General features: G+C 70.5%; 21 protein-coding genes and 1 riboswitch. Of the genes, 11 read left to right on the top strand and 10 right to left on the bottom strand.

Annotated elements, in window-relative coordinates:
- The first annotated feature begins 96 nt into the window (after window positions 1-96).
- Window positions 97-873, top strand: coding sequence for an SDR family NAD(P)-dependent oxidoreductase (locus tag G6045_RS13350; protein ID WP_165332137.1), 777 nt, complete (start codon window positions 97-99; stop codon window positions 871-873).
- A gap of 84 nt (window positions 874-957) precedes the next feature.
- Here the strand turns inward: G6045_RS13350 and G6045_RS13345 are convergent, their stop codons facing one another.
- The 3 genes from G6045_RS13345 to G6045_RS13335 all read right to left on the bottom strand — a co-directional run bounded on the left by G6045_RS13345 (window position 958) and on the right by G6045_RS13335 (window position 4561).
- Window positions 958-1944 (bottom strand): sucrase ferredoxin, encoded by a 987-nt coding sequence (locus G6045_RS13345; RefSeq protein WP_165332136.1) that lies wholly within the window; start codon window positions 1942-1944, stop codon window positions 958-960.
- Window positions 1945-2143: 199 nt separating this feature from the next.
- Window positions 2144-3154 (bottom strand): LacI family DNA-binding transcriptional regulator, encoded by a 1011-nt coding sequence (locus tag G6045_RS13340; RefSeq protein ID WP_165332135.1) that lies wholly within the window; start codon window positions 3152-3154, stop codon window positions 2144-2146.
- Window positions 3155-3316: 162 nt separating this feature from the next.
- On the bottom strand, window positions 3317-4561 hold the full coding sequence (locus G6045_RS13335) for a citrate synthase (RefSeq protein ID WP_165332134.1): 1245 nt from the start codon (window positions 4559-4561) through the stop codon (window positions 3317-3319).
- Window positions 4562-4711: 150 nt separating this feature from the next.
- Here G6045_RS13335 and G6045_RS13330 point away from each other — a divergent pair, with 150 nt between their 5' ends.
- A complete protein-coding gene (locus tag G6045_RS13330) occupies window positions 4712-5866 on the top strand; it encodes a citrate synthase/methylcitrate synthase (protein ID WP_165332133.1) in 1155 nt (384 codons plus the stop codon).
- Window positions 5867-6034: 168 nt separating this feature from the next.
- Here G6045_RS13330 and G6045_RS13325 read toward each other — a convergent pair whose 3' ends face one another.
- Window positions 6035-6268: a hypothetical protein gene (locus tag G6045_RS13325; protein WP_165332132.1), complete on the bottom strand. Its 234-nt coding sequence runs from the start codon at window positions 6266-6268 to the stop codon at window positions 6035-6037.
- Window positions 6269-6456: 188 nt separating this feature from the next.
- Window positions 6457-7008, bottom strand: coding sequence for a DUF6082 family protein (locus G6045_RS13320; RefSeq protein WP_165332131.1), 552 nt, complete (start codon window positions 7006-7008; stop codon window positions 6457-6459).
- Window positions 7009-7335: 327 nt separating this feature from the next.
- Between G6045_RS13320 and G6045_RS13315 the strand changes: the two genes are divergently transcribed.
- Complete coding sequence (locus G6045_RS13315; RefSeq protein WP_165332130.1) at window positions 7336-8520, top strand: CobW family GTP-binding protein; 1185 nt, start codon at window positions 7336-7338, stop codon at window positions 8518-8520.
- Between the two features lie 24 nt (window positions 8521-8544).
- On the opposite strand, the gene G6045_RS13310 is transcribed toward G6045_RS13315, so the two are convergent.
- Window positions 8545-10998, bottom strand: coding sequence for a DNA gyrase/topoisomerase IV subunit A (locus G6045_RS13310; protein WP_165332129.1), 2454 nt, complete (start codon window positions 10996-10998; stop codon window positions 8545-8547).
- Between the two features lie 213 nt (window positions 10999-11211).
- Here G6045_RS13310 and G6045_RS13305 point away from each other — a divergent pair, with 213 nt between their 5' ends.
- The 4 genes from G6045_RS13305 (at window position 11212) to G6045_RS13290 (ending at window position 16013) form a co-directional block, all read left to right on the top strand.
- Entirely contained in the window at window positions 11212-12561 is a 1350-nt protein-coding gene (locus G6045_RS13305; protein ID WP_165332128.1) for a M16 family metallopeptidase, read from the top strand.
- A complete protein-coding gene (locus G6045_RS13300) occupies window positions 12558-13943 on the top strand; it encodes a M16 family metallopeptidase (RefSeq protein WP_165332127.1) in 1386 nt (461 codons plus the stop codon). Before G6045_RS13305 ends, G6045_RS13300 begins: the two co-directional genes overlap by 4 nt.
- A gap of 249 nt (window positions 13944-14192) precedes the next feature.
- Window positions 14193-14351: riboswitch (cyclic di-AMP (ydaO/yuaA leader) on the top strand.
- 14 nt (window positions 14352-14365) lie between these two features.
- On the top strand, window positions 14366-15136 hold the full coding sequence (locus G6045_RS13295; protein ID WP_165332126.1) for a M23 family metallopeptidase: 771 nt from the start codon (window positions 14366-14368) through the stop codon (window positions 15134-15136).
- A 190-nt stretch (window positions 15137-15326) separates the two neighbouring features.
- Entirely contained in the window at window positions 15327-16013 is a 687-nt protein-coding gene (locus G6045_RS13290; RefSeq protein ID WP_165332125.1) for a GntR family transcriptional regulator, read from the top strand.
- Window positions 16014-16176: 163 nt separating this feature from the next.
- On the opposite strand, the gene G6045_RS13285 is transcribed toward G6045_RS13290, so the two are convergent.
- Complete coding sequence (locus G6045_RS13285; RefSeq protein ID WP_089104302.1) at window positions 16177-16458, bottom strand: HPr family phosphocarrier protein; 282 nt, start codon at window positions 16456-16458, stop codon at window positions 16177-16179.
- Window positions 16459-16652: 194 nt separating this feature from the next.
- Here G6045_RS13285 and G6045_RS13280 point away from each other — a divergent pair, with 194 nt between their 5' ends.
- The 4 genes from G6045_RS13280 (at window position 16653) to G6045_RS13265 (ending at window position 22245) form a co-directional block, all read left to right on the top strand.
- On the top strand, window positions 16653-19685 hold the full coding sequence (locus G6045_RS13280) for a bifunctional acetate--CoA ligase family protein/GNAT family N-acetyltransferase (RefSeq protein WP_235967864.1): 3033 nt from the start codon (window positions 16653-16655) through the stop codon (window positions 19683-19685).
- A 74-nt stretch (window positions 19686-19759) separates the two neighbouring features.
- Complete coding sequence (locus tag G6045_RS13275) at window positions 19760-20347, top strand: DUF5998 family protein (protein WP_165332124.1); 588 nt, start codon at window positions 19760-19762, stop codon at window positions 20345-20347.
- Window positions 20347-21540, top strand: coding sequence for an alkaline phosphatase family protein (locus G6045_RS13270; protein ID WP_165332123.1), 1194 nt, complete (start codon window positions 20347-20349; stop codon window positions 21538-21540). Before G6045_RS13275 ends, G6045_RS13270 begins: the two co-directional genes overlap by 1 nt.
- A 54-nt stretch (window positions 21541-21594) precedes the next feature.
- Window positions 21595-22245 (top strand): thymidine kinase, encoded by a 651-nt coding sequence (locus G6045_RS13265; protein ID WP_165332122.1) that lies wholly within the window; start codon window positions 21595-21597, stop codon window positions 22243-22245.
- A gap of 22 nt (window positions 22246-22267) precedes the next feature.
- Here the strand turns inward: G6045_RS13265 and G6045_RS13260 are convergent, their stop codons facing one another.
- The 3 genes from G6045_RS13260 to G6045_RS13250 form a co-directional block, all read right to left on the bottom strand.
- The gene (locus G6045_RS13260; protein ID WP_165332121.1) at window positions 22268-23137 is read right to left on the bottom strand and encodes a carbohydrate ABC transporter permease; all 870 of its coding nucleotides are present in this window, start codon (window positions 23135-23137) and stop codon (window positions 22268-22270) included.
- On the bottom strand, window positions 23134-24105 hold the full coding sequence (locus tag G6045_RS13255) for an ABC transporter permease (protein ID WP_165332120.1): 972 nt from the start codon (window positions 24103-24105) through the stop codon (window positions 23134-23136). The genes G6045_RS13260 and G6045_RS13255 overlap by 4 nt, the downstream gene beginning before the upstream one ends.
- Before the next feature lie 63 nt (window positions 24106-24168).
- Window positions 24169-25770 carry an FAD-dependent oxidoreductase gene (locus tag G6045_RS13250; RefSeq protein WP_206343683.1) on the bottom strand — a complete coding sequence of 534 codons (1602 nt, stop codon included), beginning with the start codon at window positions 25768-25770 and terminating at the stop codon, window positions 24169-24171.
- Window positions 25771-25802 lie beyond the last annotated feature (32 nt).

Here is a 25802-nt window from a genome sequence, read left to right as displayed (position 1 = left end):
GTACGGCGGTACGGGGCCGCTGCCGAAATGCGCCGGGGTGCGAAGTGATCGGGCTCACGTATTGTCCTGGGGCACACGGGGAGGTGGGATGTCCGTATGACGAGCCCGAATGAGCCTTCCGCAGGCCACCGTTTCGCCGACCGTGTCGCCATCGTCACCGGGGCCGCCTCCGGGATCGGCGCTGCCACCGCCGAGCGGCTCGCCGCCGAAGGCGCCGCCGTGGTCCTCACCGATATCGCCGCCGAGCGGGGCGCCGATCTCGCCGAACGGATCCGGAGCAAGGGCGGCCGCGCCGGTTTCGTACGGGCCGACGCGTCCGATCCCGCCGACTGGGACCGGGTCGTCGCGGCCGCGCACTCCTTCGGTCCGGTCGGGGTCCTGGTCAGCAACGCCTTCACCGTCGAGGTGGCCCCCGCCCACGCACTCTCCCTCGAGTCCTGGCAACGCCAGCTCTCGGTCAACCTCACCGGATCGTTCCTGGGCTTCAAGGCCGTACTCCCGGATTTGCGCGCACAGCGCGGCGCCGTCGTCCTCACCTCGTCCGTCCACGCCCACAAGGGAATCCCGGGCCACCCCGCCTACGCGGCGAGCAAGGGCGCGCTGCTCTCGCTCTGCGGCCAGCTCGCCGTCGAATACGGACCCGAGGTGCGCGTCAACTGCGTGTTGCCGGGCCCGATCCTGACCGGCGCCTGGGATCGCGTCAGCGAGGAGGACCGGGCGCGCAGCATGGCCGAGACGGCGGCCGGACGGCTCGGTGCGCCCGAGGAGGTGGCGGCCGCGATCGCGTTCCTGGCGGCGGACGAGGCGGGGTACATCACCGGGGCGAGCCTGGTGGTGGACGGTGGGTGGAGCGTGGTGAAGGGGTCGGCGTAGGGCGCCGGCTTTCCTGTGTGCGCCGATTCTCCTGTACGGAAAGGGAGTTGGGCCGCCGCGTAGGGGCGGGTCCGCAGGAGGGCGTCAGACCCCGGCCAGCTCCCGCACCGCCACCACATCCATCCGCGCCGGTGTCCCCAGCGCGCCTCCGCAGCTCTCCGGGCGCGACGGCCGGGCGGCGCCCTGCGCGACGGTCACGGCCCAGGCGCGGCCGTCGCGGTGGGCGACGGTGATCTGCCAGTGGGGAGCGGCGTCCTCACCGCGTTCGACGTCACTGCTGACGGCCTCGCCGCCGACGACCTCGACGCTGACGGCCTCGCTGCTGATGACCGAGAGCGCCCCGGCCCGCTGCTCGCCCACTGTCGTACGCACCGCGAGCTCGGCGGCCTGGCCCGGGCGGTCCCAGGCGGAGTTGCCGCGGCAGCCGTCGGTGACGATGCGGCCGTCGCCGACGGCCGTCAGGACTTCCTTGACGGCGGAGGCGTCGAGCCTGCCGTACGCATAGCCGTACGGCAGGACGAGCAGCGTCGGCGAGAAACGGTGACCGCCGAGGTGCGTGATCTCCCAGGTGCCGCTCGCACCGGCGGCGGCCAGCTCGGCCGCGAGGGGGCGGCCGAGGAGGGCGCAGCAGCGGTCGCGCTTGCCGTTGGTGCAGACGAGGGCGAGCGGTGCGCCGGTGTGCTCGGCGCCCGCCAACTCCGCGTCGAACGAGCCGGCTTCGCCTCGCCCGAGGGCCGCGAAGTCGAGGTCGAGAAGCCGGGCGGGATCCGTGATGACGGCGCTGTGCAGCCAAGCGCCGTCGGGCCGGACATGGGCCGCGTACACCTGGCGCTCCACGGGGGAGTGGGAGTCGGCGTGCCGGCCCGGGCGCCGGATCAGCGCGATCCGTACGCCGGTGTCCTTGGCGGCGGCTTCGAGAGCGGCGCCGAGCCCGGCGTCGAGGTGGCTGGAGGTGAGCGCCTTGGCACCCCAGGGACCCGGCTGCTCCAGGAGCAGCCAGGTGGTGGCGGTGGCCGCGGTTCCCGCGACGGGTTCGTCGAGGTCGCGGGAGGCGGTGGCGCACGTACTCACGTAGGTGAGCCTAGCCTGAGCGGGCGACGGCTCTCACGGGGCTCCGTACTCCGGTCCATAGGGCGGAGGTGTGACGATCTCGGCAGTGGGTTGTGAAATTCCGCGCACAGATCGCAATTCCTCGACAGATGGTGGTCGTGGTTCGTGCGGGGCTCGCGTGCTGTCTGCGCGCATCAGCGTCGCGCGCTGCAGGGTCTGCTCAGTCGCGTACGGCCTGCGCGGTCGACCCCCGCACCACCAGCTCCGGCTCGAAGAGCAGCTCCTCCGACGGCACCGAACTGCCGGCGATCTGCAGCGAGAGCAGCTCCACCGCGGCGCGGCCCATCGCCTCGATGGGCTGACGGACGGTGGTGAGCGGGGGCTCGGTGCAGTTCATGAACGCGGAGTCGTCGTACCCGACCACCGAGATCTCGCGCGGGACGTCCAGCCCGCGCCGACGGGCCGCGCGCACCGCGCCGAGCGCCTGCGGGTCGCTCGCGCAGATGAGTCCCGTGACGCCGGCGTCGATCAGCCGGGTGGCCGCCGCCTGACCGCCTTCGAGCGAGAACATGCCGCGCACCACATGCTCGTCGGGCAGCGAGCCGCCCGCCGCCTTGGCGGCCGCGCGCGCCCCGATCAGCTTGCGCTGCGAGGGCATGTGGTCGGCGGGGCCGAGCACCAGACCGATGCGTTCATGGCCGAGCGAGGCGAGGTGGCGCCAGCTCTGTTCCACGGCCGATGCGTCGTCGCAGGAGACGGCGGGGAAGCCGAGATCGGCGATGGCCGCGTTGATCAGGACGACCGGGATATTGCGTGCGGCGAGCTGCTTGTAGTGGTCGTGCGGCGCGTCGGCCTGGGCGTAAAGGCCGCCCGCGAACACCACTCCGGAGACCTGCTGCTGGAGCAGCAGTTCCACATAGTCCGCCTCGGAGACCCCGCCCTTGGTCTGGGTGCACAGTACGGGGGTGAGGCCCTGCTGGGCGAGGGTGCCGCCGATGACCTCGGCGAACGCCGGGAAGATCGGGTTCTGGAGTTCGGGCAGCACGAGGCCGACCAGGCGGGCGCGTTCGCCGCGCAGCTGGGTGGGGCGTTCGTACCCGAGCACATCGAGGGCGGAGAGCACTGACTGCCGGGTGGCCTCGGAGACGCCGGGCTTGTTGTTGAGCACTCGGCTGACCGTGGCCTCGCTGACCCCGACCTTCTTGGCCACTTGAGCAAGTCGTCGCGTCATGGGCGCAAGATTAGCGCAAGCTTTGCATTCTGCTTGCGGCGCGTCGGAGTTGACTGAAAACCGGGCTTACGGCAAGGGGTGCGGGGCAGGTCGACGGGTCTGGTGGGGGCGACGAGGCCCGCAGGGCTGGTGGGGCCTGCGCGGCTGGTGGGCTCGGCGGGGTCAAGGCAGCGGCAAGGGCTGCGGTGGTCGCGCTCCGGTGTAGTGGCCGCTGGGGCGCATCCGCAGCGGCCGTTCGCCGTACTCCTCCAAGGCGTGCGTGATCCAGCCGGCCGTACGGGACACGGCGAACACGGTCTCGCCCGCCTCCGGCGGCATCCCGCCGGCCACCGTCAGTACGGCGAGCGCGAGATCGACGTTGGCGTACAGCTCGGTGTGCCGCGCGGTCGTGGCCACCACATCGCGCGCCGCATCCAGCGCCTCACGCGCTTCCGGCACCTCGTCCAGAGCTGCGAACAGCGCCTGCGCGCGCGGGTCTTCGCGCGGATACAGGCGGTGGCCGAGACCCGGTACCCGCCGGCCCGCCCGCAGGTGGTCGGCCACGACCGCGGCGGCGCTGCCCCGGTCGAGCACTTCGGTGAGCATCCGGTGCGCCAGACCGCTGGCCGCTCCGTGCAGGGGCCCTTCGAGCACGCCGAGCCCGGCGGAGACCGCGGCGTACGGATGGGCGCGGGCCGAGGCCGCGACCCGGACGGCCAGCGTGGACGCGGCGAGGTCGTGGTCGATGAGGAGGACAAGTGCCTTGTCCAGTGCGCTCATCCAGGGGCCGTCGGGTGCGCGCCGGGTGAGCCTCGGCCACAGCCGGCCCGCGATCGTGTGCTCGTCGCGCGCCCAGTCGCTTACGGTGGGCAGGGCGTCGACGAGGGTCGGCACCAGGGCGCGGGCGGTGCCGAGAACGGCCTGCTCGTCGAGGTCGAAGCGGAGGGGGTCGGCCGCCGCCGCGGCGATGGTGGCGACCCGCAGCCGGTCCATCGGCCCGCTGTGCGCGGGCAGTGCCTGTACGGCCCGGCGCGCGGCGCCCACGATCTCCTCGGGAGCGGTGAACCGGGCGTCCTCGCGCAGGACACCGGTCCACAGCCATTCGACCACCGGCTCGTACGAGTAGTGCGCGGCGAGCTCGGTCGCGTCGACCCCGCGGAAGTAGTAGCGGTCCTTCTCGATCAGCGTGATCCGCGTCTTCACGGCGAGCTCGCCCGCGGCCGAACTCGCCGCGGCGGCACGGGTGTTGCGGCGGGCCAGCGCGTCGACCTCCTTGGCCTCGAAGGTGGACCCGCGTCCGTTCGCCTCCCGCCGGCTGCTGAGCAGCCCACGGCTCACGTACGCGTACACGGTCTCGGCCTTCACGCCGAGCCGCTCCGCCGCCTCCTTGGTGGACAGCCGCCGGCTGCCGCCCTGCTCACCGCTCATGGCTCTCACCGTATCCGTGATCTCGATGCATTGATTCAATCAATATTGACAATGATGAAGTCAAGGATAGACAGTCAAATCAAGTTGAAGACAGAGGGCCGGACAAAGCAGAGGTCCGGACAGAGTTGACGGCGTGAGGGGAGCAGAACAATGGCGCAAGGTCTGATCGGCGAGGTTCCGCGTGGGCTTGCCGGGGTGGTCGTCACGGACACGGCGCTCGGGGACGTGCGAGGCCGCGAGGGCTTCTACCACTACCGCCAGTACTCGGCCGTGGAGCTCGCGGAGCGCCGCGGCTTCGAGGATGTATGGCATCTGATGGTGCACGGCGAACTGCCGGACGCCGCCCGGCTCCAGGCGTTCACCGAGCGGACGGCGGCCCTGCGCGCCCTGCCCGACGACGTGCGCGCGGCCCTCCCCGCGATCGCCCGCGCCTCGGCCCTGTCGGGCCCGCTGGCCGGCCTGCGCTCGGCGCTCTCGCTCTTCGGCGCGGCCAAGGGCTTCCGTCCGGTGTACGACATCTCGCCGCAGCAGCGGCTCGCGGACACGCTCGCCGCGAGTGCCGTTGTACCGACCCTGCTGACCGCACTGCACCGGCTTGGGCAGGGTCTCGAGCCGATCGAGCCGCGCACGGACCTCTCGTACGCCGCCAACTACCTCTACATGCAGACCGGTTCGGAACCGGACGCGGCGCGCGCCAGGGCGATCGAGCGCTACTTGATCTCGACGATCGACCATGGATTCAATGCGTCAACCTTCACGGCCCGTGTCATCACCTCCACCGGAGCGGATGTGGCGGCCTGTCTGGTGGGCGCGGTCGGCGCGCTCTCGGGGCCGCTGCACGGGGGTGCGCCGAGCCGGGCTCTGGACACCCTGGACGCGATCGGTACGCCGGACCGTATCGACCCCTGGATCAGGGAGCGGGTCCTGGCCGGCGACCGGATCATGGGCTTCGGGCACCCCGTGTACCGCACGGAGGACCCGCGCTCGCGGATGCTGCGGGGCATCGCCCGGGAATTCGGCGGCCCGCTGGTCGAGTTCGCGATCGAGGTGGAGCGCCAGGTGGAGGCGATCCTGGCGGAGCTGAAGCCGGGCCGCGAGCTGCACACCAATGTCGAGTTCTACGCGGGTGTGGTCATGGAGCTGTGCGGCCTGCCGCGCGAGATGTTCACGCCCACGTTCGCGGCGGCCCGGGTGGTGGGCTGGAGCGCCAACCTCCTGGAGCAGGCCCAGGATTCAAAGATCATCCGCCCTGCGGCGAGGTATGTGGGGGCGGAGCCGCCCGTCCAGGTGCCGGTGCTCGGCTGACGGCGCGTACTTCGGCTGACGCTGTGTACTTGGATTGACCGGGCCGCGCGTACTTCGGGTGACCGGGCCGCGTACACAAGCGAAGGCCCGGTATTCGACGCGTGGAGCGCGAATACCGGGCCTGGGGGAACGGGAGCGAGAAGCAAGAGGGCCTGACCGTGGGAACGGTCAGGCTTCGGGGATATCACTTTTGGCCCTCAGCAGGGTCTCGCGCGTGATGACCACGATGCGCTCGTGTGCGCCGCGCGACGCGTCGGCAGGCAGGCTGCCTTCGAGGAGGTCGGTACGGTCGGTACCGATGATCGCGAAGGAGCCGTCCGACAACTCGAAGATGTCGGGGCAGTTGCTTCCGCTGAGGCTTCCGCGCTGGGCAGGAGACGCGCCGATACGGCGGCGGACCACGGGATCAGGATGAGTCACCGGGCAAGGAAAACCTGTGATCGCGTCACATGGATCACTTTAGGCCAACTGTGGGCGCTGGCTGACATGGGCACCGTGTACCTCAAGAGGTCTGGCCTGCCCCTCCAGTTCGGCAATATTTGGCTGAGACTGGCTCGCTCGTAGGAGTGAATCGGCCGACAAGTGCTCCCTCAGACACCCGGCCTTCCCACGACCCACCATTCGTCCGACTCGGACTCGTCCAACTGCTCCGCCAGCTCGTCCACCTCGCGCCCCATCCGGGCCTCGTCGGAGTCGTCGAGCGTGAGGCGCTGCTTGCGGGTGGCGTCCCAGTACTCGCGGAAGACCGGGTTCTGCAGCATGCCGCGCACATAGCCGAGGAAGCCCTCTTTGGTGATCGTCTCGATTCTCCAGGCGAGCAGCGCGTTGGTGTACATGGCATTGGCGACGAGGTACTGCCGGCGCCGCTCGGCACTGGCCTCGCCCTCGTGCAGATCGAACACGGCGGCGAGCGAGGGATCGCGCAGGACCTTCTCCAGGAGGTCAAGCTGGAGCTGCTGCTGAGCGATCAGCCGGGCATGGTGATGCTGGCTGCGCAGATGGTCGAGCAGCTCTCGCTGCTGGCCGATCAGCTCCCGCTGCTGGTCGAGCAGTTCGCGCTGCAGCTCCGGGTTCGGCTTGCGCGGGTGCAGCGCGGCGAGAGCGGCACTGCCGGCCGTGATTCCCCCCAGGGTGACCGACAACAGCCGGAGGACCCCAGACTTCCGTGTGGCCATGTCAACCCTCGATTCAGGCGACCGTCCGCCGGCCGTCGGGTGCGGGGCGACAGGGGAGCGGGACCGGCGAGCGGTGGGCGGTGCGCTTGCCACCCCCCAGGGTGCCGAGCGGCTCTGGTCGGCGGGAGGGCGGAGAGGACGGCGCACAGTCGCGTACTGATGTCGTGACATGCGCCGTGCAGTTTCATTGCCCCGCATGGAGTGCTAACAATCGTTTACTTCGGGCAAAACTCTGCACTCAGTGCCGGACGTACCGGCTCACAGGGCCCCGAGTGCCTCGAGTGAGGTCTGCCTATGCTGTTCCGGTTCGAACCGTCGCCGTACGAAAGGCGCAGTGTGACCGAGCGGCAGAATCCGGAGGCCGGGCGGCAGATTCCCGTGGTCGTCCTCGCCGGTTTTCTCGGGGCAGGAAAGACCACCCTGCTCAATCACCTCCTCCGCGGCAGCGGTGGCACCCGGGTCGGCGTGGTGGTGAATGACTTCGGTGCGATCGAGATCGACGCCATGTCCGTTTCCGGACAGGTCGGTTCCACCGTCTCGCTGGGCAACGGCTGTCTGTGCTGCGCCGTAGACGGCAGCGAACTCGATACGTATCTGGAGAAGCTCACCCACCCGTCGGTGGGACTCGACGTCATCGTGATCGAGGCCAGCGGGCTTGCCGAACCGCAGGAGCTGGTGCGGATGCTGCTCGCCAGCGAGAACCCGCGCGCGGTGTACGGCGGGCTCGTCGAGGTGGTCGACGGCGCCGAGTTCGAGGCCACGAGGGAGCGGCATCCGGAGATCGAGCGGCATCTGGCGCTCGCCGACTTGATCGTGCTCAACAAGGTGGACCGGATCAACTCCGAGGCGCTCGGGCGTCTGCGGGGCGCTCTGGCCGCTACCGGTTCGACGGCCGCTGTCGTCGAGGCCTCGTACGGCCGGATCGATCCGGAGCTGCTCTTCGAGCGGCGGCCGAGTGCGGAGCGGATCGGGCAGTTGTCCTTCGACGACGTACGGGAGGAGGACGAGGAGCACGGGGAGCACGAGGACCACGAGGCAGGCCATGGCGGTCACCTGCACGCGGGCTACGAGACGGTCTCGTTCACGGCCCGGACTCCGATGAGCCCGCGGCGGCTGCTCGACTTCCTCGACGCGCGGCCTGTCGGTCTGTACCGCATCAAGGGGTTCATCGACTTCGGGGCGCACGATCCGCACAACCGGTACGCCCTGCACGCGGTGGGCCGGTTTCTGCGGTTCACGCCCGAACCATGGGGCGCGGGTGAGGAGCGGCTGACCCAACTCGTCCTGATCGGGGCCGGGATCGATGGGGCCCGCCTTGAGGCCGGACTCGAGCGCTGCGCCGACGACGTACCGCAGGAGGTCCGGCCCGAGACGATGTGGGGCGTGCTGCGTTTCGTACGGCGGGAAGGTGCCGAAGAGGCCGAGCCCGCGAGTGAGCTGACGGAGGACGACGAAGAGCCGGACCCGGCTGACGCCTGAGTCCGGCCCTCGTACCGCCGCCGGCTAGACCAGTCCGGAAACCGCCGACACCGGCTTGCCCAGTGAGATGCCCGAGCCGTCGCGGCGCGGGTCGAGCTCCGGGAGCTCGGCCGGTGTGCCGTTGCGCTGGGCCGCCTTGGCCGGCACCGGTCCCGCCCAGGCGAAGGACAGACAGTCCTCGCCCTTGAGGAAGCGCTGCGCCCGGACGCCGCCCGTGGCACGGCCCTTGCGCGGATAGAGGTCGAACGGAGTGGCCTTGGCCGTCGTCTGGACCGAGTCGTCAAGCGTGCCGCGCGAGCCCGCGATGGTGAACACCACCGCGTCCGCCGCCGGGTCGACCGCCGTGAACGCGATGACCTTCGCGCCCTCCGTCAGCTTGATGCCCGCCATACCGCCGGCCGGCCGCCCCTGCGGACGGACCTGCGCGGCCTGGTAGCGAAGCAGCTGGGCGTCGTCCGTGATGAAGACCAAGTCCTCCTCGCCGGTACGCAGTTCGCACGCGCCGACGATCTTGTCACCGTCCTTGAGGGTGATGACCTCGAGCTCGTCCTTGTTGGACGGATAGTCCGGGACGACGCGCTTGACCACGCCCTGCGCCGTACCCAGCGCCAGGCCCGGTGAGGACTCGTCGAGCGTCATCAGACAGATCAGGCTCTCGTCGTCCTCGAGCGAGAGGAACTCCGAAATCGGCGCACCGCCCGAGAGGTTGGGCGCCGAGGCCGTGTCCGGCAGCTGGGGCAGATCGATGACCTGGAGCCGCAGCAGCCGGCCCGAGGAGAGCACCGCGCCCACCTCGCCGCGCTGCGTCGCCGGCACGGACGAGACGATCACGTCGTGCTTGACCCGCTTGGCGTCGGCGTCGAAGGAGACCTCGCCATTGGCCGTACGGGCAAGGAGGCCCGTCGAGGAGAGAAGCACGCGGCACGGGTCGTCCGCGACCTCGAGCGGAACCGCGGACGCGGGCGCGCCAGCCGACTCCAGGAGCACGGTACGGCGGTCGGTGCCGAACTTCTTGGCCACGGCGGCCAGTTCGCCCGAGACCATCTTGCGCAGCTCGGTGTCCGATTCGAGGATCGCGGTCAGCTCGGCGATCTCGGCCTTCAGACGGTCGCGCTCCGACTCCAGCTCGATCCGGTCGAACTTGGTGAGCCGGCGCAGCGGCGTGTCGAGGATGTACTGCGTCTGCACCTCGCTCAGCGAGAAGTGCTCCATCAGGCGCTCCTTGGCCTGCGCGGAGTTCTCGCTGGAGCGGATCAGACGGATGACCTCGTCGATGTCGAGCAGCGCGACGAGCAGGCCCTCGACCAGGTGCAGCCGGTCCTGCTTCTTCGTGCGGCGGAACTCGCTGCGCCGCCGTACGACCTCGAAGCGGTGGTCGAGGTAGACCTCGAGGAGCTCCTTGAGGCCGAGCGTGAGCGGCTGGCCGTCCACGAGCGCCACATTGTTGATGCCGAAGGACTCCTCCATCGGCGTCAGCTTGTAGAGCTGCTCGAGGACCGCTTCAGGGACGAAACCGTTCTTGATCTCGATGACCAGACGCAGCCCGTGCGCGCGGTCGGTGAGGTCCTTGACGTCGGCGATGCCCTGCAGCTTCTTCGAGCCGACCAGGTCCTTGATCTTGGCGATGACCTTCTCGGGGCCGACGGTGAACGGCAGTTCGGTGACGACGAGTCCCTTGCGGCGCGCCGTCACGTTCTCGATCGCGACCGTCGCGCGGATCTTGAAGGTGCCGCGGCCGCTCTCGTACGCGTCCTTGATGCCGGCGAGTCCGACGATCCGGCCGCCCGTGGGCAGGTCGGGACCGGGGACGAAGCGCATCAGCGTCTCGAGGTCGGCGCCCGGGTGCTTGATCAGGTGGCGGGCCGCGGCGATGACCTCGCCGAGGTTGTGCGGCGGCATGTTGGTCGCCATGCCGACCGCGATGCCGGACGCGCCGTTGACCAGGAGATTCGGATACGCGGCCGGCAGCGCGACCGGCTCCTGCTCCTGCCCGTCGTAATTGGGCGTGAAGTCCACCGTGTTCTCGTCGATGGACTCGGTCATCAACGAGGTGGCGTCGGCCATCCGGCACTCGGTGTACCGCATCGCGGCCGGCGGGTCGTCATTGCCGAGCGAGCCGAAGTTGCCGTGCCCGTCGACCAGGGGCAGCCGCATGGAGAACGGCTGCGCCATGCGGACGAGCGCGTCATAGATCGACGCGTCGCCATGGGGGTGCAACTTGCCCATGACCTCGCCGACGACGCGGGCACACTTCACATAGCCGCGGTCGGGGCGCAGCCCCATCTCGTTCATCTGGTAGACGATCCGGCGGTGCACCGGCTTCATGCCGTCGCGGGCGTCCGGCAGGGCGCGCGAGTAGATGACCGAGTACGCGTACTCGAGGAAGGAGCCCTGCATCTCGTCGACGACGTCGATGTCGAGGATCCTCTCCTCGAAGTCGTCCGGCGGTGGCGGGGTCTTCGTAGTGCGGCGGGCCATCGCTGCTGCGGCTCCTTCACCTACATGTGCGGTTCTCTGACGCGGACCATTGTGGACCGCGCCACTGACAACGCGGACGTCGACCCGGCCACAGCAGCTTGATCGCGATCGCTGTGGGCTGAGCGGGAGCGGGAACTTACCCGGATGTCCGCGCGCTTGCATACAGTGACAGAACTCTCTGCCCACACGTATTCCCGCAATCGAAGGGACCACATGCCCATGGGTCACACGGCCACCGCCGAGGCCGGCTCCGGCGGCCTGACAGCGACCGAGCACCGGCTGGCCAACGGCCTGCGCGTCGTGCTCTCCGAGGACCACCTGACCCCTGTTGCGGCGGTATGCCTCTGGTACGACGTCGGTTCACGCCACGAGGTCAAGGGCCGCACGGGCCTCGCCCATCTCTTCGAGCACCTGATGTTCCAGGGCTCGGGCCAGGTCAAGGGCAACGGGCACTTCGAACTGGTGCAGGGCGCGGGCGGTTCGCTCAACGGCACGACCAGCTTCGAGCGCACCAACTACTTCGAGACCATGCCCGCCCACCAGCTGGAGCTCGCGCTCTGGCTGGAGGCCGACCGTATGGGCTCGCTCCTGGTGGCCCTCGACGACGAGTCGATGGAGAACCAGCGCGATGTGGTGAAGAACGAGCGGCGCCAGCGCTACGACAACGTGCCCTACGGCACGGCGTTCGAGAAGCTGACCGCCCTGTCGTACCCCGAGGGCCACCCGTACCACCACACGCCCATCGGCTCGATGGCCGACCTGGACGCGGCCACGCTCGAGGACGCGCGGAACTTCTTCCGTACGTACTACGCGCCGAACAATGCGGTGCTCTCGGTCGTCGGCGACATCGACCCCGAGCAGACCCTCGCGTGGATCGAGAAGTACTTCGGCTCCATCCCCTCGCACGACGGCAAGCAGCCGCCGCGCGACGGCGCCCTGCCGGAGATCCACGGCGGGCAGAAGCGCGAGGTGATCGAGGAGGAGGTGCCGGCCCGTGCGCTGATGGCCGCCTACCGTCTGCCGCACGACGGCACCCGCGAGTGCGACGCCGCCGACCTGGCGCTGACCGTCCTCGGCGGCGGTGAGTCCTCGCGGCTCTACAACCGTCTCGTACGGCGTGACCAGACCGCGGTCGCCGCGGGGTTCGGTCTGCTCCGGCTCGCCGGAGCGCCCTCGCTCGGCTGGCTCGACGTGAAGACCTCCGGCGATGTCGAGGTGCCGGTCATCGAGACGGCCGTCGACGAGGAGCTCGCGCGGTTCGCCGCCGAGGGCCCGACGGCCGAGGAGATGGAGCGCGCCCAGGCCCAGTTGGAGCGCGAGTGGCTGGACCGGCTCGGCACCGTCGCGGGCCGCGCCGACGAACTGTGCCGCTATGCGGTCCTGTTCGGCGACCCGCAGCTCGCCCTCACCGCCGTCGACCGCGTCCTGTCGGTGACGGCGGAGGAGGTCCAGGCCGTGGCCGAGGCCCGGCTTCGCCCGGACAACAGGGCGGTGCTCGTGTACGAGCCCGTGCACGCCGACGCCGACGCCAGTGACGTAGAGGAAGAGGAGGCGGGGCAGTGACCGAGCTCTCCACCATGGAATTCCACCCGCAGCCCCAGGCCGGCGAGGCCAAGCCGTGGGCGTTTCCCGCGCCCGGGCGCGGGGCGCTGCCCAACGGCCTCACCGTGCTGCGCTGCGACCGTCCCGGCCAGCAGGTCGTCGCCGTCGAGATCTTCCTCGCCGCGCCGCTGGACGCCGAGCCGGAGGGCCTGGACGGGGTCGCGACCATCATGGCGCGCGCCCTCTCCGAGGGCACCGACAAGCTGAGCGCCGAGGAGTTCGCGGCCGAACTGGAGCGCTGCGGCGCTACGTTGGACGCGCACGCCGACCACCCGGGCGTCCGGGTCTCGCTCGAAGTCCCCGTGTCCCGGCTGCCGAAGGCACTCGGGCTGATCGCCGACGCCCTGCGCGCACCGGCGTTCGCGGACAGCGAGGTCAGCCGCGTCGTCCGCAACCGCCTCGACGAGATCCCGCACGAGCTGGCCAACCCGGCCCGCCGCGCCGCCAAGGAGCTCTACAAGGAGCTGTTCCCGGCCGGCGCGCGCATGGCGCGGCCGCGCCAGGGCACCGAGGAGACGGTCGGCCGTATCGACGCCGAGGCCGTGCGGAAGTTCTACGAGGCGTGGGTGCGACCCGCCACCGCCACCGCCGTGATCGTGGGCGACCTCTCCGCCACCGACCTCGACGCCCTGCTCGCCGAGACCCTCGGTCAGTGGACGGGCACGCCGGGGCAGGCGCGCCCGGTGCCGCCGGTCACCGCCGACGACACCGGCCGCGTGGTCATCGTCGACCGGCCCGGCGCCGTCCAGACGCAGCTGCTCATCGGACGGATCGGCCCCGACCGGCACGACCGCGTGTGGCCGGCCCAGGTGCTCGGCACGTACTGCCTGGGCGGGACCCTGACGTCCCGTCTGGACCGCGTGCTGCGCGAGGAGAAGGGCTATACGTACGGCGTACGGGCCTTCGGCCAGGTGCTGCGCTCGGCGCCGGACGGGTCGGGTGCGGCCATGCTGGGCATCAGCGGCTCGGTGGACACACCGAATACGGGCCCCGCGCTCGAAGACCTGTGGCAGGTCCTGCGCACGCTCGCCGCGGAGGGACTGACCGACGCCGAGCGCGAGACGGCCGTGCAGAACCTCGTGGGTGTGGCGCCGCTGCGTTACGAGACCGCGGCGGCCGTCGCCAACACGCTCGCCGACCAGGTCGAGCAGCACCTCCCGGACGATTTCCAGGCGCAGTTGTACCGGATGCTCGCCGAGACCGGCACGGTCGAGGCGACGGCCGCGGTCGTCAGCGCGTTCCCGATGGACCACCTCGTGACGGTGCTCGTGGGCGACGCGGCCGCGATCGCGGAGCCGGTGAAGGAGCTCGGGATCGGTGAAGTGACGGTTGTCACGGGCTGAGTGAGGGGTGTTCCCGGCTGGGTGACGGTTGTCACGGGCCAGTCGGGACCGCCGCGGACGACAGGGACTCCGGAGATCTCCGGGGTCCCTGTTCTCTTGAGTTATGGCTTTATGTCCGAATTAGTACGGAGGTTGAGGGTCTGCCCTGTGGCATGCGCTACAAAAGGCCCATTCCGTTTGTTGATTGAAAGATGTCCCGCTTAGCGTCGGTCCGGCTGTTCGTCCGCTGTACGCCGCATCCGCGGCAACGAACAGTCATCGCCGAGTCCCCGTCAGGCGCGAGCCTGGGGAGCCGGGGACCCACACGCAGTCCCTGGGGTGAATCGGACAGCCGCCCGGCGGCCGTCCGTAGGAGACCTTCCTGCTCCGAACCCGTCAGCTAACCCGGTAGGCGAGAAGGAAGGAAAGGACACCGCCGCTCCATGGCTTTCTCCCGTGCCACCGGGAAGCACCGTCGTCCCAGCGCGCTCAGCCGCAAGACGGCGAGCATCGCGGGCGTCGCCGCCCTCACCACCACCGGCGTGATCGGCTCGCTCGGCTCCACCGCCTACGCCGCGGACGCCAAGTCCACGGTCGAGGACACCGGCCTCACCAAGGCCGTCTCCATCGGCGACACCCTCACCGAGCGGATCGACGCCCAGGCCGAGGCTCAGCAGCAGGAGGCCGAGAAGGCCGCCGCCGAGGCCAAGGCCGAAGCGGAAGCCAAGGCGAAGGCCGAGGCGAGGGCCAAGGAGGAGCGCGAGGCCAAGGAGCGCGCCGCCCGCGAGGCCGAGCGCAAGCGCCTCAACTCCTTCACCACGCCGATCTCCGGCTCCTACGTCTCCACCGGTTACAAGGCCGGCGGCGCCGTCTGGTCCTCCGGCAGCCACACCGGCGTCGACTTCCACGCCGCCTCCGGCACCTCGGTGCGCTCGGTCGGCATGGGCACCGTCGTCGAGGCCGGCTGGGGCGGCGCGTACGGCAACAACATCGTGATCAAGATGAACGACGGCACGTACACCCAGTACGGCCACCTCTCGTCCATCGGCGTCTCGGTCGGCCAGCAGGTCACCCCCGGCCAGCAGATAGGCATCTCGGGCGCGACCGGCAACGTCACCGGACCGCACCTCCACTTCGAGGCCCGCACCAGCCCCGACTACGGCTCGGACATCGACCCGGTCGCGTATCTGCGCGCGCACGGCGTCAGCATCTGACCCACGGCGCACCACAGTCGCTCCGAAGGCCCCGGCATCCGCCGGGGCCTTCGTCTTTTGTCCGCAGGGCCCAACTCGGGCCGAAATGCAACCCCATGAATTCCCGCCACCCTTCCGGGAATTGAGGGAGCCTGCAATAGAGTCGCTGACAGTTGAGTAACTTGTGGGCAGCAAAGGCGGTGGTTCGATCATGCGCATTCCCGCGCAGTCGGTATGCACGGCCATCCGGGACGACATCGTCTCCGGGGTCTTCGAGCGCGGCAGCCGGCTCACCGAGGAAGTGCTCGCGCGTCGCTACGGGGTCTCCAGGGTCCCCGTCCGCGAGGCCCTGCGCACCCTCGAGGCCGAGGGCTTCGTCGTCACCCGCCGGCATGCGGGCGCCCATGTCGCCGAGCCCACCGCGCAGGAGGCGGCGGACCTCCTCGAAGTCCGGATGCTGCTCGAACCACTGGGCGCCGCACGCGCCGCGCAGCGCCGCACCGAGGCGCACCTCAAGGTGCTCCGCGGCCTGGTGAGACTGGGGCAGGAGCGGGCCAGACGCGGGCAGAGCGAGGATCTGCGCAGCCTCGGCGGCTGGTTCCACGAGACGCTCGCGCAGGCCTCGGGCAGCCCCGGCCTGATCACCCTGCTGACGCAGCTGCGCCACAAGATCGCCTGGATGTACGCGGTGGAGTCACCGGAGCGGCCCGCCGAATCCTGGGCCGAACACGGCGCGATCGTCGACGCCGTGGCCCGCGGCGACGCCGAACGCGCCCGGCTGCTCACCGCCCAGCACACCGAACGCGCCATCCGTGCCCACCGGTTGCGCGGTCAGCCGCCGACCGTGCGTGTGAGCGGTTCGCAACATCGCGTAAACATGGCGGGCGGCCGGGCTTAACAAGCGGTCCGTATACAAAGAGGGGAATTCGGCGGGGGCTGTTTCGCGTGCCCGCATGCGATTTCTCGTATGCGAAGAAATGCATGACGGAATAGGTGCGGAAACGACTGAGCCGCTGCCACCGAATCGGTGGCAGCGGCTCAGTCGGAAAAATCCCTGAGAATCAAACAGTCTCGGGAAGCTCTTCCAGGCCCTCGGCGACCAGCTTCGCCAGGCGGTCGAGCGCGGCGTCCGCACCCTCGGCCTCGGAAGCCAGCACGATCTCCTCGCCGCCCTGGGCACCCAGGCCGAGCACCGCGAGCATCGAGGCCGCGTTGACGGGGTTGCCGCCGGCCTTGGCGATCGTCATGGGGACGCCGGCGGCCGTGGCCGCACGGACGAAGATGGAGGCGGGACGGGCGTGGAGACCCTCGGCCCAACCGACGTTGACGCGGCGCTCAGCCATGTGATGCTGCCCTTCAGATTTCACTCAAGCCTTGTCTAGACCAGTCTCTCATGTTGCGGTGGATGGTCCTGCAGGCCAAAGGTCCGCAGCCCGTCCGACCTAGGGCCTGCCGCCCGCGGTCACCCCGGCCCGCCGCCCGAGGTCTTCCTAGACTGCAACGCTCCCGCCGGGCGCGCGACCCGTACCCTGGCCCCATGCAGCAGCCGCCGGAGCCGATGCCGCAACAGCCCGCCGCTCAGGATGCGCAGCAGACGTATCCCGCGCACTGGGAGGCGGACATCGTGCTGCGCGACGGCGGCACCGCCCGGATCAGGCCCATCACCACCGAGGACGCCGGGCGCCTGGTCAGCTTCTACGAGCAGGTCTCGGACGAGTCGAAGTACTACCGCTTCTTCGCGCCCTACCCGCGCCTGTCCGACAAGGACGTGCACCGCTTCACCCACCACGACTACGTGGACCGGGTGGGCCTCGCGGTCACCGTGGCCGGCGAGTTCATCGCCACGGTGCGCTACGACCGGATCGACGAGAACGGGCGGGCCGCGTCCGGGGACGCGGACGAGGCCGAGGTCGCCTTCCTCGTGCAGGACGCCCACCAGGGGCGGGGAGTCGCCTCCGCGCTGCTGGAACACATCGGGGCCGTGGCCCGCGAGCGCGGCATCCGCCGGTTCGCGGCCGAGGTGCTGCCCAACAACAACAAGATGATCAAGGTCTTCACGGACGCCGGGTACACCCAGAAGCGCAGCTTCGAGGACGGCGTCGTCCGCCTGGAGTTCGACCTCGAACCGACCGAGGCCTCGCTCGCCGTGCAGCGCGCCCGCGAACAGCGCGCCGAGGCCCGCTCGGTGCAGCGGCTGCTCGCGCCCGCGTCCGTCGCGGTGATCGGGGCGGGCCGGCAGCCCGGCGGCGTCGGACGGACCGTGCTGCAGAGCCTGGTGCGGGGCGGCTTCACCGGCCGGCTGTACGCGGTGAACCCGGCGGCATCCGGCTCGCTGGACGAGGTGCCCGCGGTCGCCTCCGTACGGGACATCGAGGAACCGGTCGACCTCGCCGTGGTCGCCGTGCCGGTCGCGCAGGTGCCGGCCGTCGTCGCCGAGTGCGGCGAGAAGGGCGTACGGGGACTCGTGGTCCTGTCCGCGGGATACGCCGAGTCCGGGCCCGAAGGGCGGGGGCGGCAGCGGGAGTTGGTGCGCCAGGCCCGTTCGTACGGCATGCGCCTGATCGGCCCGAACGCCTTCGGCGTCCTCAATACGGCACCCGACGTCAGGCTCAACGCCTCGCTCGCGCCCGAGCTGCCCGCCCAGGGACGGATCGGGCTCTTCACCCAGTCGGGTGGCATCGGCATCGCACTGCTCGCGGGACTGCACCGGCGCGGCGCCGGGCTCTCGTCGTTCGTCAGCGCGGGGAACCGGTCGGACGTGTCGGGCAACGACGTGCTCCAGTACTGGTACGACGATCCGCGCACCGACGTCGTCCTGATGTATCTGGAGTCGATCGGCAACCCCCGTAAGTTCACCCGCCTCGCGCGCCGCACCGCGCTGGCCAAGCCGCTGGTCGTGGTGCAGGGCGCGCGGCACGGCGGGGTCGCACCGGCCGGGCACGCGGTGCCGGGCACCCGGCTGCCGCACGCCACGGTCTCGGCGCTCCTTCGCCAGGCCGGGGTGATCCGGGTCGACACGGTCACCGAGCTGGTCGACGTCGGGCTGCTGCTCGCGGGCCAGCCGCTGCCGGCCGGGCCGCGCGTGGGAATCCTGGGCAACTCGGAGTCCCTGGGTCTCCTCACGTACGACGCCTGCCTGGCCCAGGGCCTGCGGCCGCGGCGCCCCATCGACCTGACGACCTCGGCCACGCCCTCCGACTTCCGGGCCGCGCTGTCCCGCGCGCTCGCGGACGACGGGTGCGACGCCGTGGTGATCACGGCGATTCCCTGGGTACGGGAGGGTGGCCGCGACGGTGCCGCCGAACGCGAGGCACTCGCCGCCGCCGTCCGCGAGACGGTGGCCGAGGGTCCTGCCAAGCCGGTGGTGGTCGTGGCGGTGGAGCTGGGCGGTCTGGCGGAGGCACTGTCGGCGGCCACTCGGACGGCGCCGGGGCGGGAAGGCGTGGGGTCCGGTGGCCCGGGGGCCGGTCCGGCTTCCGGTGACGCGGGGACGCGAGGCGTATCCGGTGACATGGGGACCGGAGGCGTACCCGGTGACACGGGGGCAGCGCGGGTGTCCGGCGGGGTGGGGGCCGCAGTGGCGGCCGGTGACCTGCGCGGTCCCGCGACCCCTGGCACCCACGAAGCGCCCGCGCCCCCGGGCCGGCAGCCGGCCGGGGCCGGGCATCCCGCTCCGGGAACCGTCGGCGGCCCCACCTCCCTGGCCATCCCCACCTACCCCGCCGCCGAGCGCGCCGCCCGTGCCCTCGGCGAGGCCTGGGCCTACGCGCAGTGGCGGCGGGAGGCCGCCGAGCCCGGGAAGGTGCCCGAGCTCGAGCGGATCGACGAGCAGGCGGCCGACGAGCGGATCGAGGCGGCCGGCCGCGGGCGCACCGACGAGGCGGGTTTCGAGCTGAGCGCCCCCGAGGCTCAGGCGCTGCTCGCCGACTACGGCATCGAAGTGACCGGGTCCAAGCCCGCCTGGGACGAGAGCGCCACCGTCGAGGCCGCCGCGCTCATGGGCTACCCCGTGGCCCTCAAGGCCACCGCGCCGCATCTGCGCCACCGCCCCGACCTCGGCTGCGTACGCCTGGATCTCGCGGGCGAGCAGCAACTGCGGGCCGCGCACGCCGAGTTGACCGGGCTGTTCGGCAAGGGCGAGGAGGCGCGGCTCGTCGTCCAGCCGATGGTGCCCAGGGGAGTGGACACCGTCGTACGGGCCTCACTGGACCCCGGTGTGGGAGCGGTGCTCTCCTTCGGTCTGGCCGGCGCGCCCTCCCAGCTGCTCGGTGACACCGCGCACCGGCTGATTCCGGTCACGGACCGTGACGCCGCCGCACTGATCCGCTCGATCCGGGCGGCGCCGCTGCTGTTCGGCTGGCGTGGCTCGGACCCCGTGGACACGGCGGCCCTGGAGGAGCTCCTCCAGCGGTTGTCCCGCCTGTTCGACGATCACCCGCAGGTGGTGGCCGTGGATCTGGAGCCCGTGGTCGTCGCGCATCGGGGGGCTCGCGTGCTGAGCGCGCGGGTGCGGTTGGCTCCGCCGCCGGTGCGGGATGATCTGGGGCCGCGGACGCTGCCGGCGTACTGACGGTCCGCGTACGGCACCGGACGGGGCTGACATAGCCGGTCACCCCCGTCACCTCACCCCCGTAGGATGGGCCCATGGCGAAGACCGGTACGACGACCCAGGGGCTGCGCGCGGCGATCGAGCGCAGCGGCTACTACCCGGCCCTTGTGGCCGAGGCGGTGGAGGCCGCCGTCGGTGGGGAGCCGATCGTGTCGTACCTGGTGCACCAGGAGACCACCTTCGATGCCAACGAGGTGCGCCGCCATGTCACGGTCCTGGTCCTGACCGGCACCCGTTTCATCGTCAGCCACACCGACGAGCAGGCCGCCGACTCGAGCTCCCCGACGCCGTACGCCACGACGTCCACGGAGTCCGTGAAGATCGGCCGCATCTCGTCCGTGGTCGTCAGCCGCGTCGTCGCGAACCCGGAGAAGTACCAGCCCGGCACCCTGCCGCGCGAGGTCCTCCTGACCATCGGCTGGGGCGCCGTCTCCCGTATCGACCTGGAGCCCGCCGCCTGCGGCGACTCCAACTGCGAGGCGGACCACGGCTACACGGGCAGCTCGACGGCCGACGACCTGAGCCTTCGGGTCAGCGAGGCCGGTGACGGCCCCGAGACCGTGCGCCAGACCCTGGCCTTCGCGCAGGCGCTGTCCGAGGCGACCGCGGCCACGCAGCGCTGATGGCCGAGCCCGCCTGGCCGGACCCGGAGATCCTCCCGGTCGAGAGCGCCCCTGTGCCCGCGTACGGCAGCGGTTCGCTGGCCGATCTGCTGCCGACCCTGGCCGCCGGTATGGAGGTCCCGGGGTTCGAGCCGCGGATCGCCGAGCTCGAGCCCGCCGACCGCAACTGCGTCTTCCTCATCGACGGCCTCGGCTGGGAGCAGCTGCTCGCGCACCCCGACGAGGCGCCGTATCTCAGCAGCCTGATCGCGAGCTCGCGCGGCGGCTCCGGCCGCCCGATCACTGTCGGCTTCCCGGCGACGACCGCGACCTCGCTCGCCTCGGTCGGCACCGGCCTGCCGCCGTGCAGCCACGGCCTGCCCGGCTATACGGCGCGCAACCCGGCCACCGGCGAGCTGATGAACCAGCTCCGCTGGACGCCCTGGACGGCCCCGGCGGTCTGGCAGCCGTATCCGACGGTCTTCCAGCTCGCCGACCGGGCCGGTGTGCACACCGCGCAGGTCTCGGCGCCGCACTTCCAGAACACCCCGCTGACGAAGATCGCGCTCAGCGGCGGCACCTTCCACGGCCGGCTCTCCGGCGAGGACCGGATGGACCTCGCGGCCGAGCAACTGGCCGCCGGTGACCGCTCGTTGGTCTACACGTACTACGCCGAGGTCGACGGCAAGGGCCACCGCTACGGCGTGGACTCCGACGCCTGGCGCGGCCAGCTGATGTATGTCGACCGGCTCGTCCAGCGCCTCGCCGAGCAGCTTCCGCCGCGCAGTGCCCTGTACGTCACCGCCGATCACGGCATGCTCGACGTCCCCTTCGACGACGAGCACCGCATCGACTTCGACCACGACTGGGAGCTGCGCGCGGGCGTCGCCCTGCTCGGCGGCGAGGGCCGTGCCCGCCACGTCTACGCCGTGCCGGGTGCGCAGTCCGACGTGCTTGCCTGCTGGCGCGAGGTGCTCGGCGAACAGTTCTGGGTCGCCTCGCGCGACGAGGCCCTGGCGGCCGGCTGGTTCGGCCCGCCGGGCGCGTACGACGCACGCGTCTACGACCGCCTGGGCGATGTCATCGCCGCGGCCCGCGACGACGTCCTGATCATCGCGACGGAACGCGAGCCGAAGGAGTCCCTGATGACGGGCAACCACGGTTCGATGACACCGGTCGAGCAACTGGTCCCGCTGTTGCAGGTCCGCTCCTGACGCTCCGCCCGCCTCCTCCCCGTAACCCCGTATTCGAAAGGCGCTCAACCTCCCATGCCCGAGCTGGTGTTCTTCTCCGGAACGATGGACTGCGGAAAGAGCACCCTCGCTCTCCAGATCGGCCACAACCGCTCGGCCCGCGGCCTGCAGGGCCTGATCTTCACGCGGGACGACCGCGCCGGCGAGGGCAAGCTCTCCTCGCGGCTCGGCCTGGTCACGGACGCGGTCGAGGCGGGCGTGGACATGGACCTCTACGCGTATGTGGTGGACGAGCTGTCGCGCGGCGGCCGGGTCGACTACGTGATCGTGGACGAGGCGCAGTTCCTGGCGCCGGACCAGATCGACCAACTCGCGCGGATCGTGGACGACTTGGAGCTCGACGTCTTCGCGTTCGGCATCACGACGGACTTCCGTACGAAGCTGTTCCCCGGCTCGCAGCGGCTCATCGAGCTGGCCGATCGCATAGAGACACTGCAGGTCGAGGCGATGTGCTGGTGCGGAGCGCGGGCCACGCACAATGCGCGGACCGTCGCCGGCGAGATGGTCGTCGACGGTGCGCAGGTCGTGGTCGGCGATGTGAACCGGCCGGCCGAGGAGGTCGGCTACGAGGTGCTGTGCCGCCGCCACCACCGGCGCCGGATGACGGCGGCGGCGGCCCAGGCGGGGGCGTTGTCGCCGGATGTGCTGCCGGTGGTGGCGGGCTGACCCCGGCGTCCTACGGCACCGGTCACCCCTTGACCGCCCCGATCATGATCCCCTTCGCGAAGTGCTTCTGCAGGAACGGGTAGACGCACAGGATCGGCAGGATGCTGACCACCAGCATGGCCATCTGCAGGGACTGCTGGGGGAGTGCTGCGCCGGTGTCGCCGCTGCCGATCGTGGCGTTGTTGACCACGTACGTGCGCAGGACGAGGGACAGTGGGTACTTCTCGTTGTCGGTGATGTAGAGCAGGGCCGAGAAGAAGCTGTTCCAGTACGCGACCGCGTAGAAGAGGCCGATCACCGCCATGATCGCTTTCGAGAGCGGCATCACGATCCGCGTCAGGATGGTCAGTTCGCCGGCGCCGTCGATCTTCGCCGAGTCGAGGAGTTCCTGGGGCAGGTCGAGGAAGAACGCCCGCATGACGATCACGTTGAAGGCGTTGATCAGCGTCGGCAGGATCAGCGACCAGTAACTGTCCAGCAGGCCCAGCTGCTTGACCGTCAGGTACATCGGGATGATGCCCGGCGTGAAGAGCAGGCTGAACAGGAGCAGCATCAGGATCGGCTTGCTGCCGTAACTGCCGGGCCGCGAAAGGCCGTACGCCAGAAGCGTCGTACAGGCCAGGGACAAGGTGGTGCCGACCACCGTGATGCCGACCGAGACGGCCACGGCCCGGGTGACCACGCCCCCGGAGAACAGCGCACGGTAGGCCTCGAGGCTGGGGTTCTCGGGCCACAGCACGTACCCGCCGGCCGCCGTCACCTGCTGCTGGTCCGCGAGGCTCGTGGAGATGACCGCGAGGAAGGGGAGGATCACCAGGAGGCAGCAGACGGTGAGGACGAACCCCTTGGCCGTCCGTACCGGCACTCCGGCCGGTGTCACTGAGGCGCTCATTTCTGGTAGACCCCTCGCTCGCCGAAGAGATGGGCGACCTTGTTGGCGCCGAGGACGAGGATGACGCCGATCACGCCCTTGACCAGGCCGGCGGCGGCCGACCCGCCCCAGACGCCGGCGCCGACCGCGTTGTTGAAGACGTAGGTGTCGAGGACTTCCGAGGCGCCCGGGCCCACCGCCTGCTGCTGCAGGATGATCTGCTCGAAGCCGACGCTGAGCACATCGCCGAGCCGCAGGATGGCGAGCAGGATCACCACCGAGCGGATGCCGGGCAGCGTCACATGCCACAGCTGCCGCAGCCGCGAGGCGCCGTCCACGGCCGCCGCTTCGTACAGGGCCGGATCGATACGGGACATCGCCGCCAAGAAGAGGATCGTGCTCCAGCCGGTGTCCTTCCAGATGACCTGGGCGACGATCAGTTCCTTGAACATCGACGGGTTGCCGATGATGCTGACGCTGCCGAGGTCGTGGTCCGACAAGAAGCTGTTCAGCATCCCGGCGTTGCCCAGCATGTGCTGGAAGATCGCCACCACGATCACCCAGGACATGAAGTGCGGCAGGTAGAGCACCGACTGGACGAGGCGCTTGAAGCGTTCCGAGACAAGGGAGTTGAGGAGCAGCGCCACCGCGATCGGCAGCGGAAAGACGAACACGAGCTGCAGGAGCGAGATGACCAGGGTGTTGCTGAGCGCGTTGAGGAAGACCACATCACCGCTGAAGATGGCCTGGAAGTTGTCCAGACCGACCCAGGGTGAGTCGGCTATGCCGATGTACGGCTGGTAGTCCTTGAACGCGATGACATGGCCGAGCAGCGGCGCGTAGTGGAACAACAGGATCACGCCGAGGCCGGGCAGCGCGCACGCAAGCAGCAGCCGGTCCCGGCGCAGTCGCCCGCGCCGGCGTCTCTTCGGCGGCGCCGCGGCCTCGGCGGCCTCCTCCGCGGCGACCGGTTTGTCGAGCACAACCATCTCGTCCTGCCTCACATCCGGTCAGGTGTCAGTTGTCATTGGTCATAGGTCATTGGTCAGGTGTCAGTTGTATTTCTTCTGGGTGCGGACCTCGCGCGGCCAGCTGAGCTCGATGCCGAGGTCGGTGAGGAGCTTTTGGTACTCGTCGAGCTTCACCGGATCGGCATGCACCTGACGGGGCGCCGAGCCGGTCTCCAGGCAGTACGCGGCCAGCGCTCCGGCCGCCTCGCCGATGTTCCACTCGACGGGGTGCAGCCGGTAGCAGCCGTTCGTGATGTGGGTGGTGCCGATGTTCTTCGCCGCGGGCAGCAGGTTCTCCACCCGCACCGGAAGCAGCGCCCCGAGCGGGATCTGGAACGGCCAGCTCTCCACGTCGATGTACTGGCGCGGCCCGGCGCCTGAGCCGGTCGAGGGGTGCAGATCGATGCGGTAGCTGCCGATGCCGACGGAATCGCGGAACTCCTCCGCACCTTCCAGCTCGCCGCGCGCGGCCACCCCGACGTGCTGCTCGGCGACGGTGAACTCGGCCCGGATACGGCGGGATTCGCGCAGATACGGGTACTTGGCGAGACCGTCCGCCGTGTCCACCACATCCGGGCGAAGCCGCAGCCCGGGGTAGCCGGTGCCGCCGTCGTACGTCGGCGCCTCGGTCTGCATCCAGTAGAGGAAGGACAGGCTGAGCTGCTTGGCCGCGTCCAGGTGGCGCTCACGTTCGGCGGCGTCAACGCCGATCACCGGGCCCAGCCAGTAGTCCACCTGCTGCCAGTTCACCAGCGTGATGTCCCGGGAGGCGTCCCCCTCCACCAGGTGCGGACCGTGCAGGATGCGGCGGAAGCGCCACAGGTCGAAGTCCCTGTCCGGCTCGAAGACGTTCTTCTCGTACCGGAAGAGCTTCTCGGGCGACACCTGTGACCAGCTGAGCAGCGGCGCGGGCCAGAAGTCCGGCGCGTAGTCGCGCCAGAAGCCGTACATCCGCGGCCGGTCGATGGTGTGGTTCTCGCCGGGCCTGTGGTCCAGGGCGAAGCAGTACGTGAAGGACTGCTGGTCGAGCGGCTGCGCCGGTCCGTCGAGCGCATGCGGCTCGCCGGTGTCGGCGCTGCTCTCCGAGCCCGTCACATGCTCAACGCCGGCCAGTTCCAGGAGCTCTCCGTCCTCGGTCGCGTCCAGGATGTACGGGGCAGAGGCGGTGAGTTCGCGGCCGGTGCCGGTGTCCAGGAGCCGTACCGCCGTGACCCGGTCGCCGTCGGTCTCGGCGGCGACCGGCCTGTGCCGGAGCAGGACCCGAAGGCGGCCGCTCGACCGGTGGGGTGCGAGGAGTTCGTCGATCGCCGCCACGGCGACCCGCGGCTCGTGGCAGAGCCGGCTGACCACGCCCTGGCCGGGGTTGAGGTACTCGGTGGCCCGCGCCGACTCCGTCAGGGGGTAGCCGCGCCGGTAGTACGAGCGGATCGCGTCGCGGAGCCGGCGGTAGGTGGCCGTGCAGCCGAACTGTTCGATCCACGGGTGCTCGTCCGGGGGTACCGCCTGCGAGGTCAGCTGGCCGCCGAGCCAGTCGGTCTCCTCGGTGAGGACGACCTGCCGGCCCATCCGCACGGCGGCAAGCGCGGCGGCGATACCGCCGAGACCGCCGCCGATGACCAGGACATCGCAGTTCAACTCCTGCATGAAGGCTCCTTGTTGGGGGTCGACCGAGGGGG

The organism is Streptomyces mesophilus (assembly GCF_011044995.1).
GTDB lineage: Bacteria > Actinomycetota > Actinomycetes > Streptomycetales > Streptomycetaceae > Streptomyces > Streptomyces mesophilus.
This window is presented reverse-complemented; position numbering and strand designations above follow the sequence as displayed.

Coding starts and splice junctions, on each gene's coding strand:
- G6045_RS13350 (WP_165332137.1), top strand. CDS start 97: ATGACGAGCCCGAATGAGCCTTCCGCAGGCCACCGTTTCGCCGACCGT.
- G6045_RS13340 (WP_165332135.1), bottom strand. CDS start 3,154: ATGACGCGACGACTTGCTCAAGTGGCCAAGAAGGTCGGGGTCAGCGAG.
- G6045_RS13335 (WP_165332134.1), bottom strand. CDS start 4,561: ATGAGCGGTGAGCAGGGCGGCAGCCGGCGGCTGTCCACCAAGGAGGCG.
- G6045_RS13330 (WP_165332133.1), top strand. CDS start 4,712: ATGGCGCAAGGTCTGATCGGCGAGGTTCCGCGTGGGCTTGCCGGGGTG.
- G6045_RS13315 (WP_165332130.1), top strand. CDS start 7,336: ATGCTGTTCCGGTTCGAACCGTCGCCGTACGAAAGGCGCAGTGTGACC.
- G6045_RS13310 (WP_165332129.1), bottom strand. CDS start 10,998: ATGGCCCGCCGCACTACGAAGACCCCGCCACCGCCGGACGACTTCGAG.
- G6045_RS13305 (WP_165332128.1), top strand. CDS start 11,212: ATGCCCATGGGTCACACGGCCACCGCCGAGGCCGGCTCCGGCGGCCTG.
- G6045_RS13295 (WP_165332126.1), top strand. CDS start 14,366: ATGGCTTTCTCCCGTGCCACCGGGAAGCACCGTCGTCCCAGCGCGCTC.
- G6045_RS13290 (WP_165332125.1), top strand. CDS start 15,327: ATGCGCATTCCCGCGCAGTCGGTATGCACGGCCATCCGGGACGACATC.
- G6045_RS13285 (WP_089104302.1), bottom strand. CDS start 16,458: ATGGCTGAGCGCCGCGTCAACGTCGGTTGGGCCGAGGGTCTCCACGCC.
- G6045_RS13280 (WP_235967864.1), top strand. CDS start 16,653: ATGCAGCAGCCGCCGGAGCCGATGCCGCAACAGCCCGCCGCTCAGGAT.
- G6045_RS13275 (WP_165332124.1), top strand. CDS start 19,760: ATGGCGAAGACCGGTACGACGACCCAGGGGCTGCGCGCGGCGATCGAG.
- G6045_RS13270 (WP_165332123.1), top strand. CDS start 20,347: ATGGCCGAGCCCGCCTGGCCGGACCCGGAGATCCTCCCGGTCGAGAGC.
- G6045_RS13265 (WP_165332122.1), top strand. CDS start 21,595: ATGCCCGAGCTGGTGTTCTTCTCCGGAACGATGGACTGCGGAAAGAGC.
- G6045_RS13260 (WP_165332121.1), bottom strand. CDS start 23,137: ATGAGCGCCTCAGTGACACCGGCCGGAGTGCCGGTACGGACGGCCAAG.
- G6045_RS13255 (WP_165332120.1), bottom strand. CDS start 24,105: ATGGTTGTGCTCGACAAACCGGTCGCCGCGGAGGAGGCCGCCGAGGCC.
- G6045_RS13250 (WP_206343683.1), bottom strand. CDS start 25,770: ATGCAGGAGTTGAACTGCGATGTCCTGGTCATCGGCGGCGGTCTCGGC.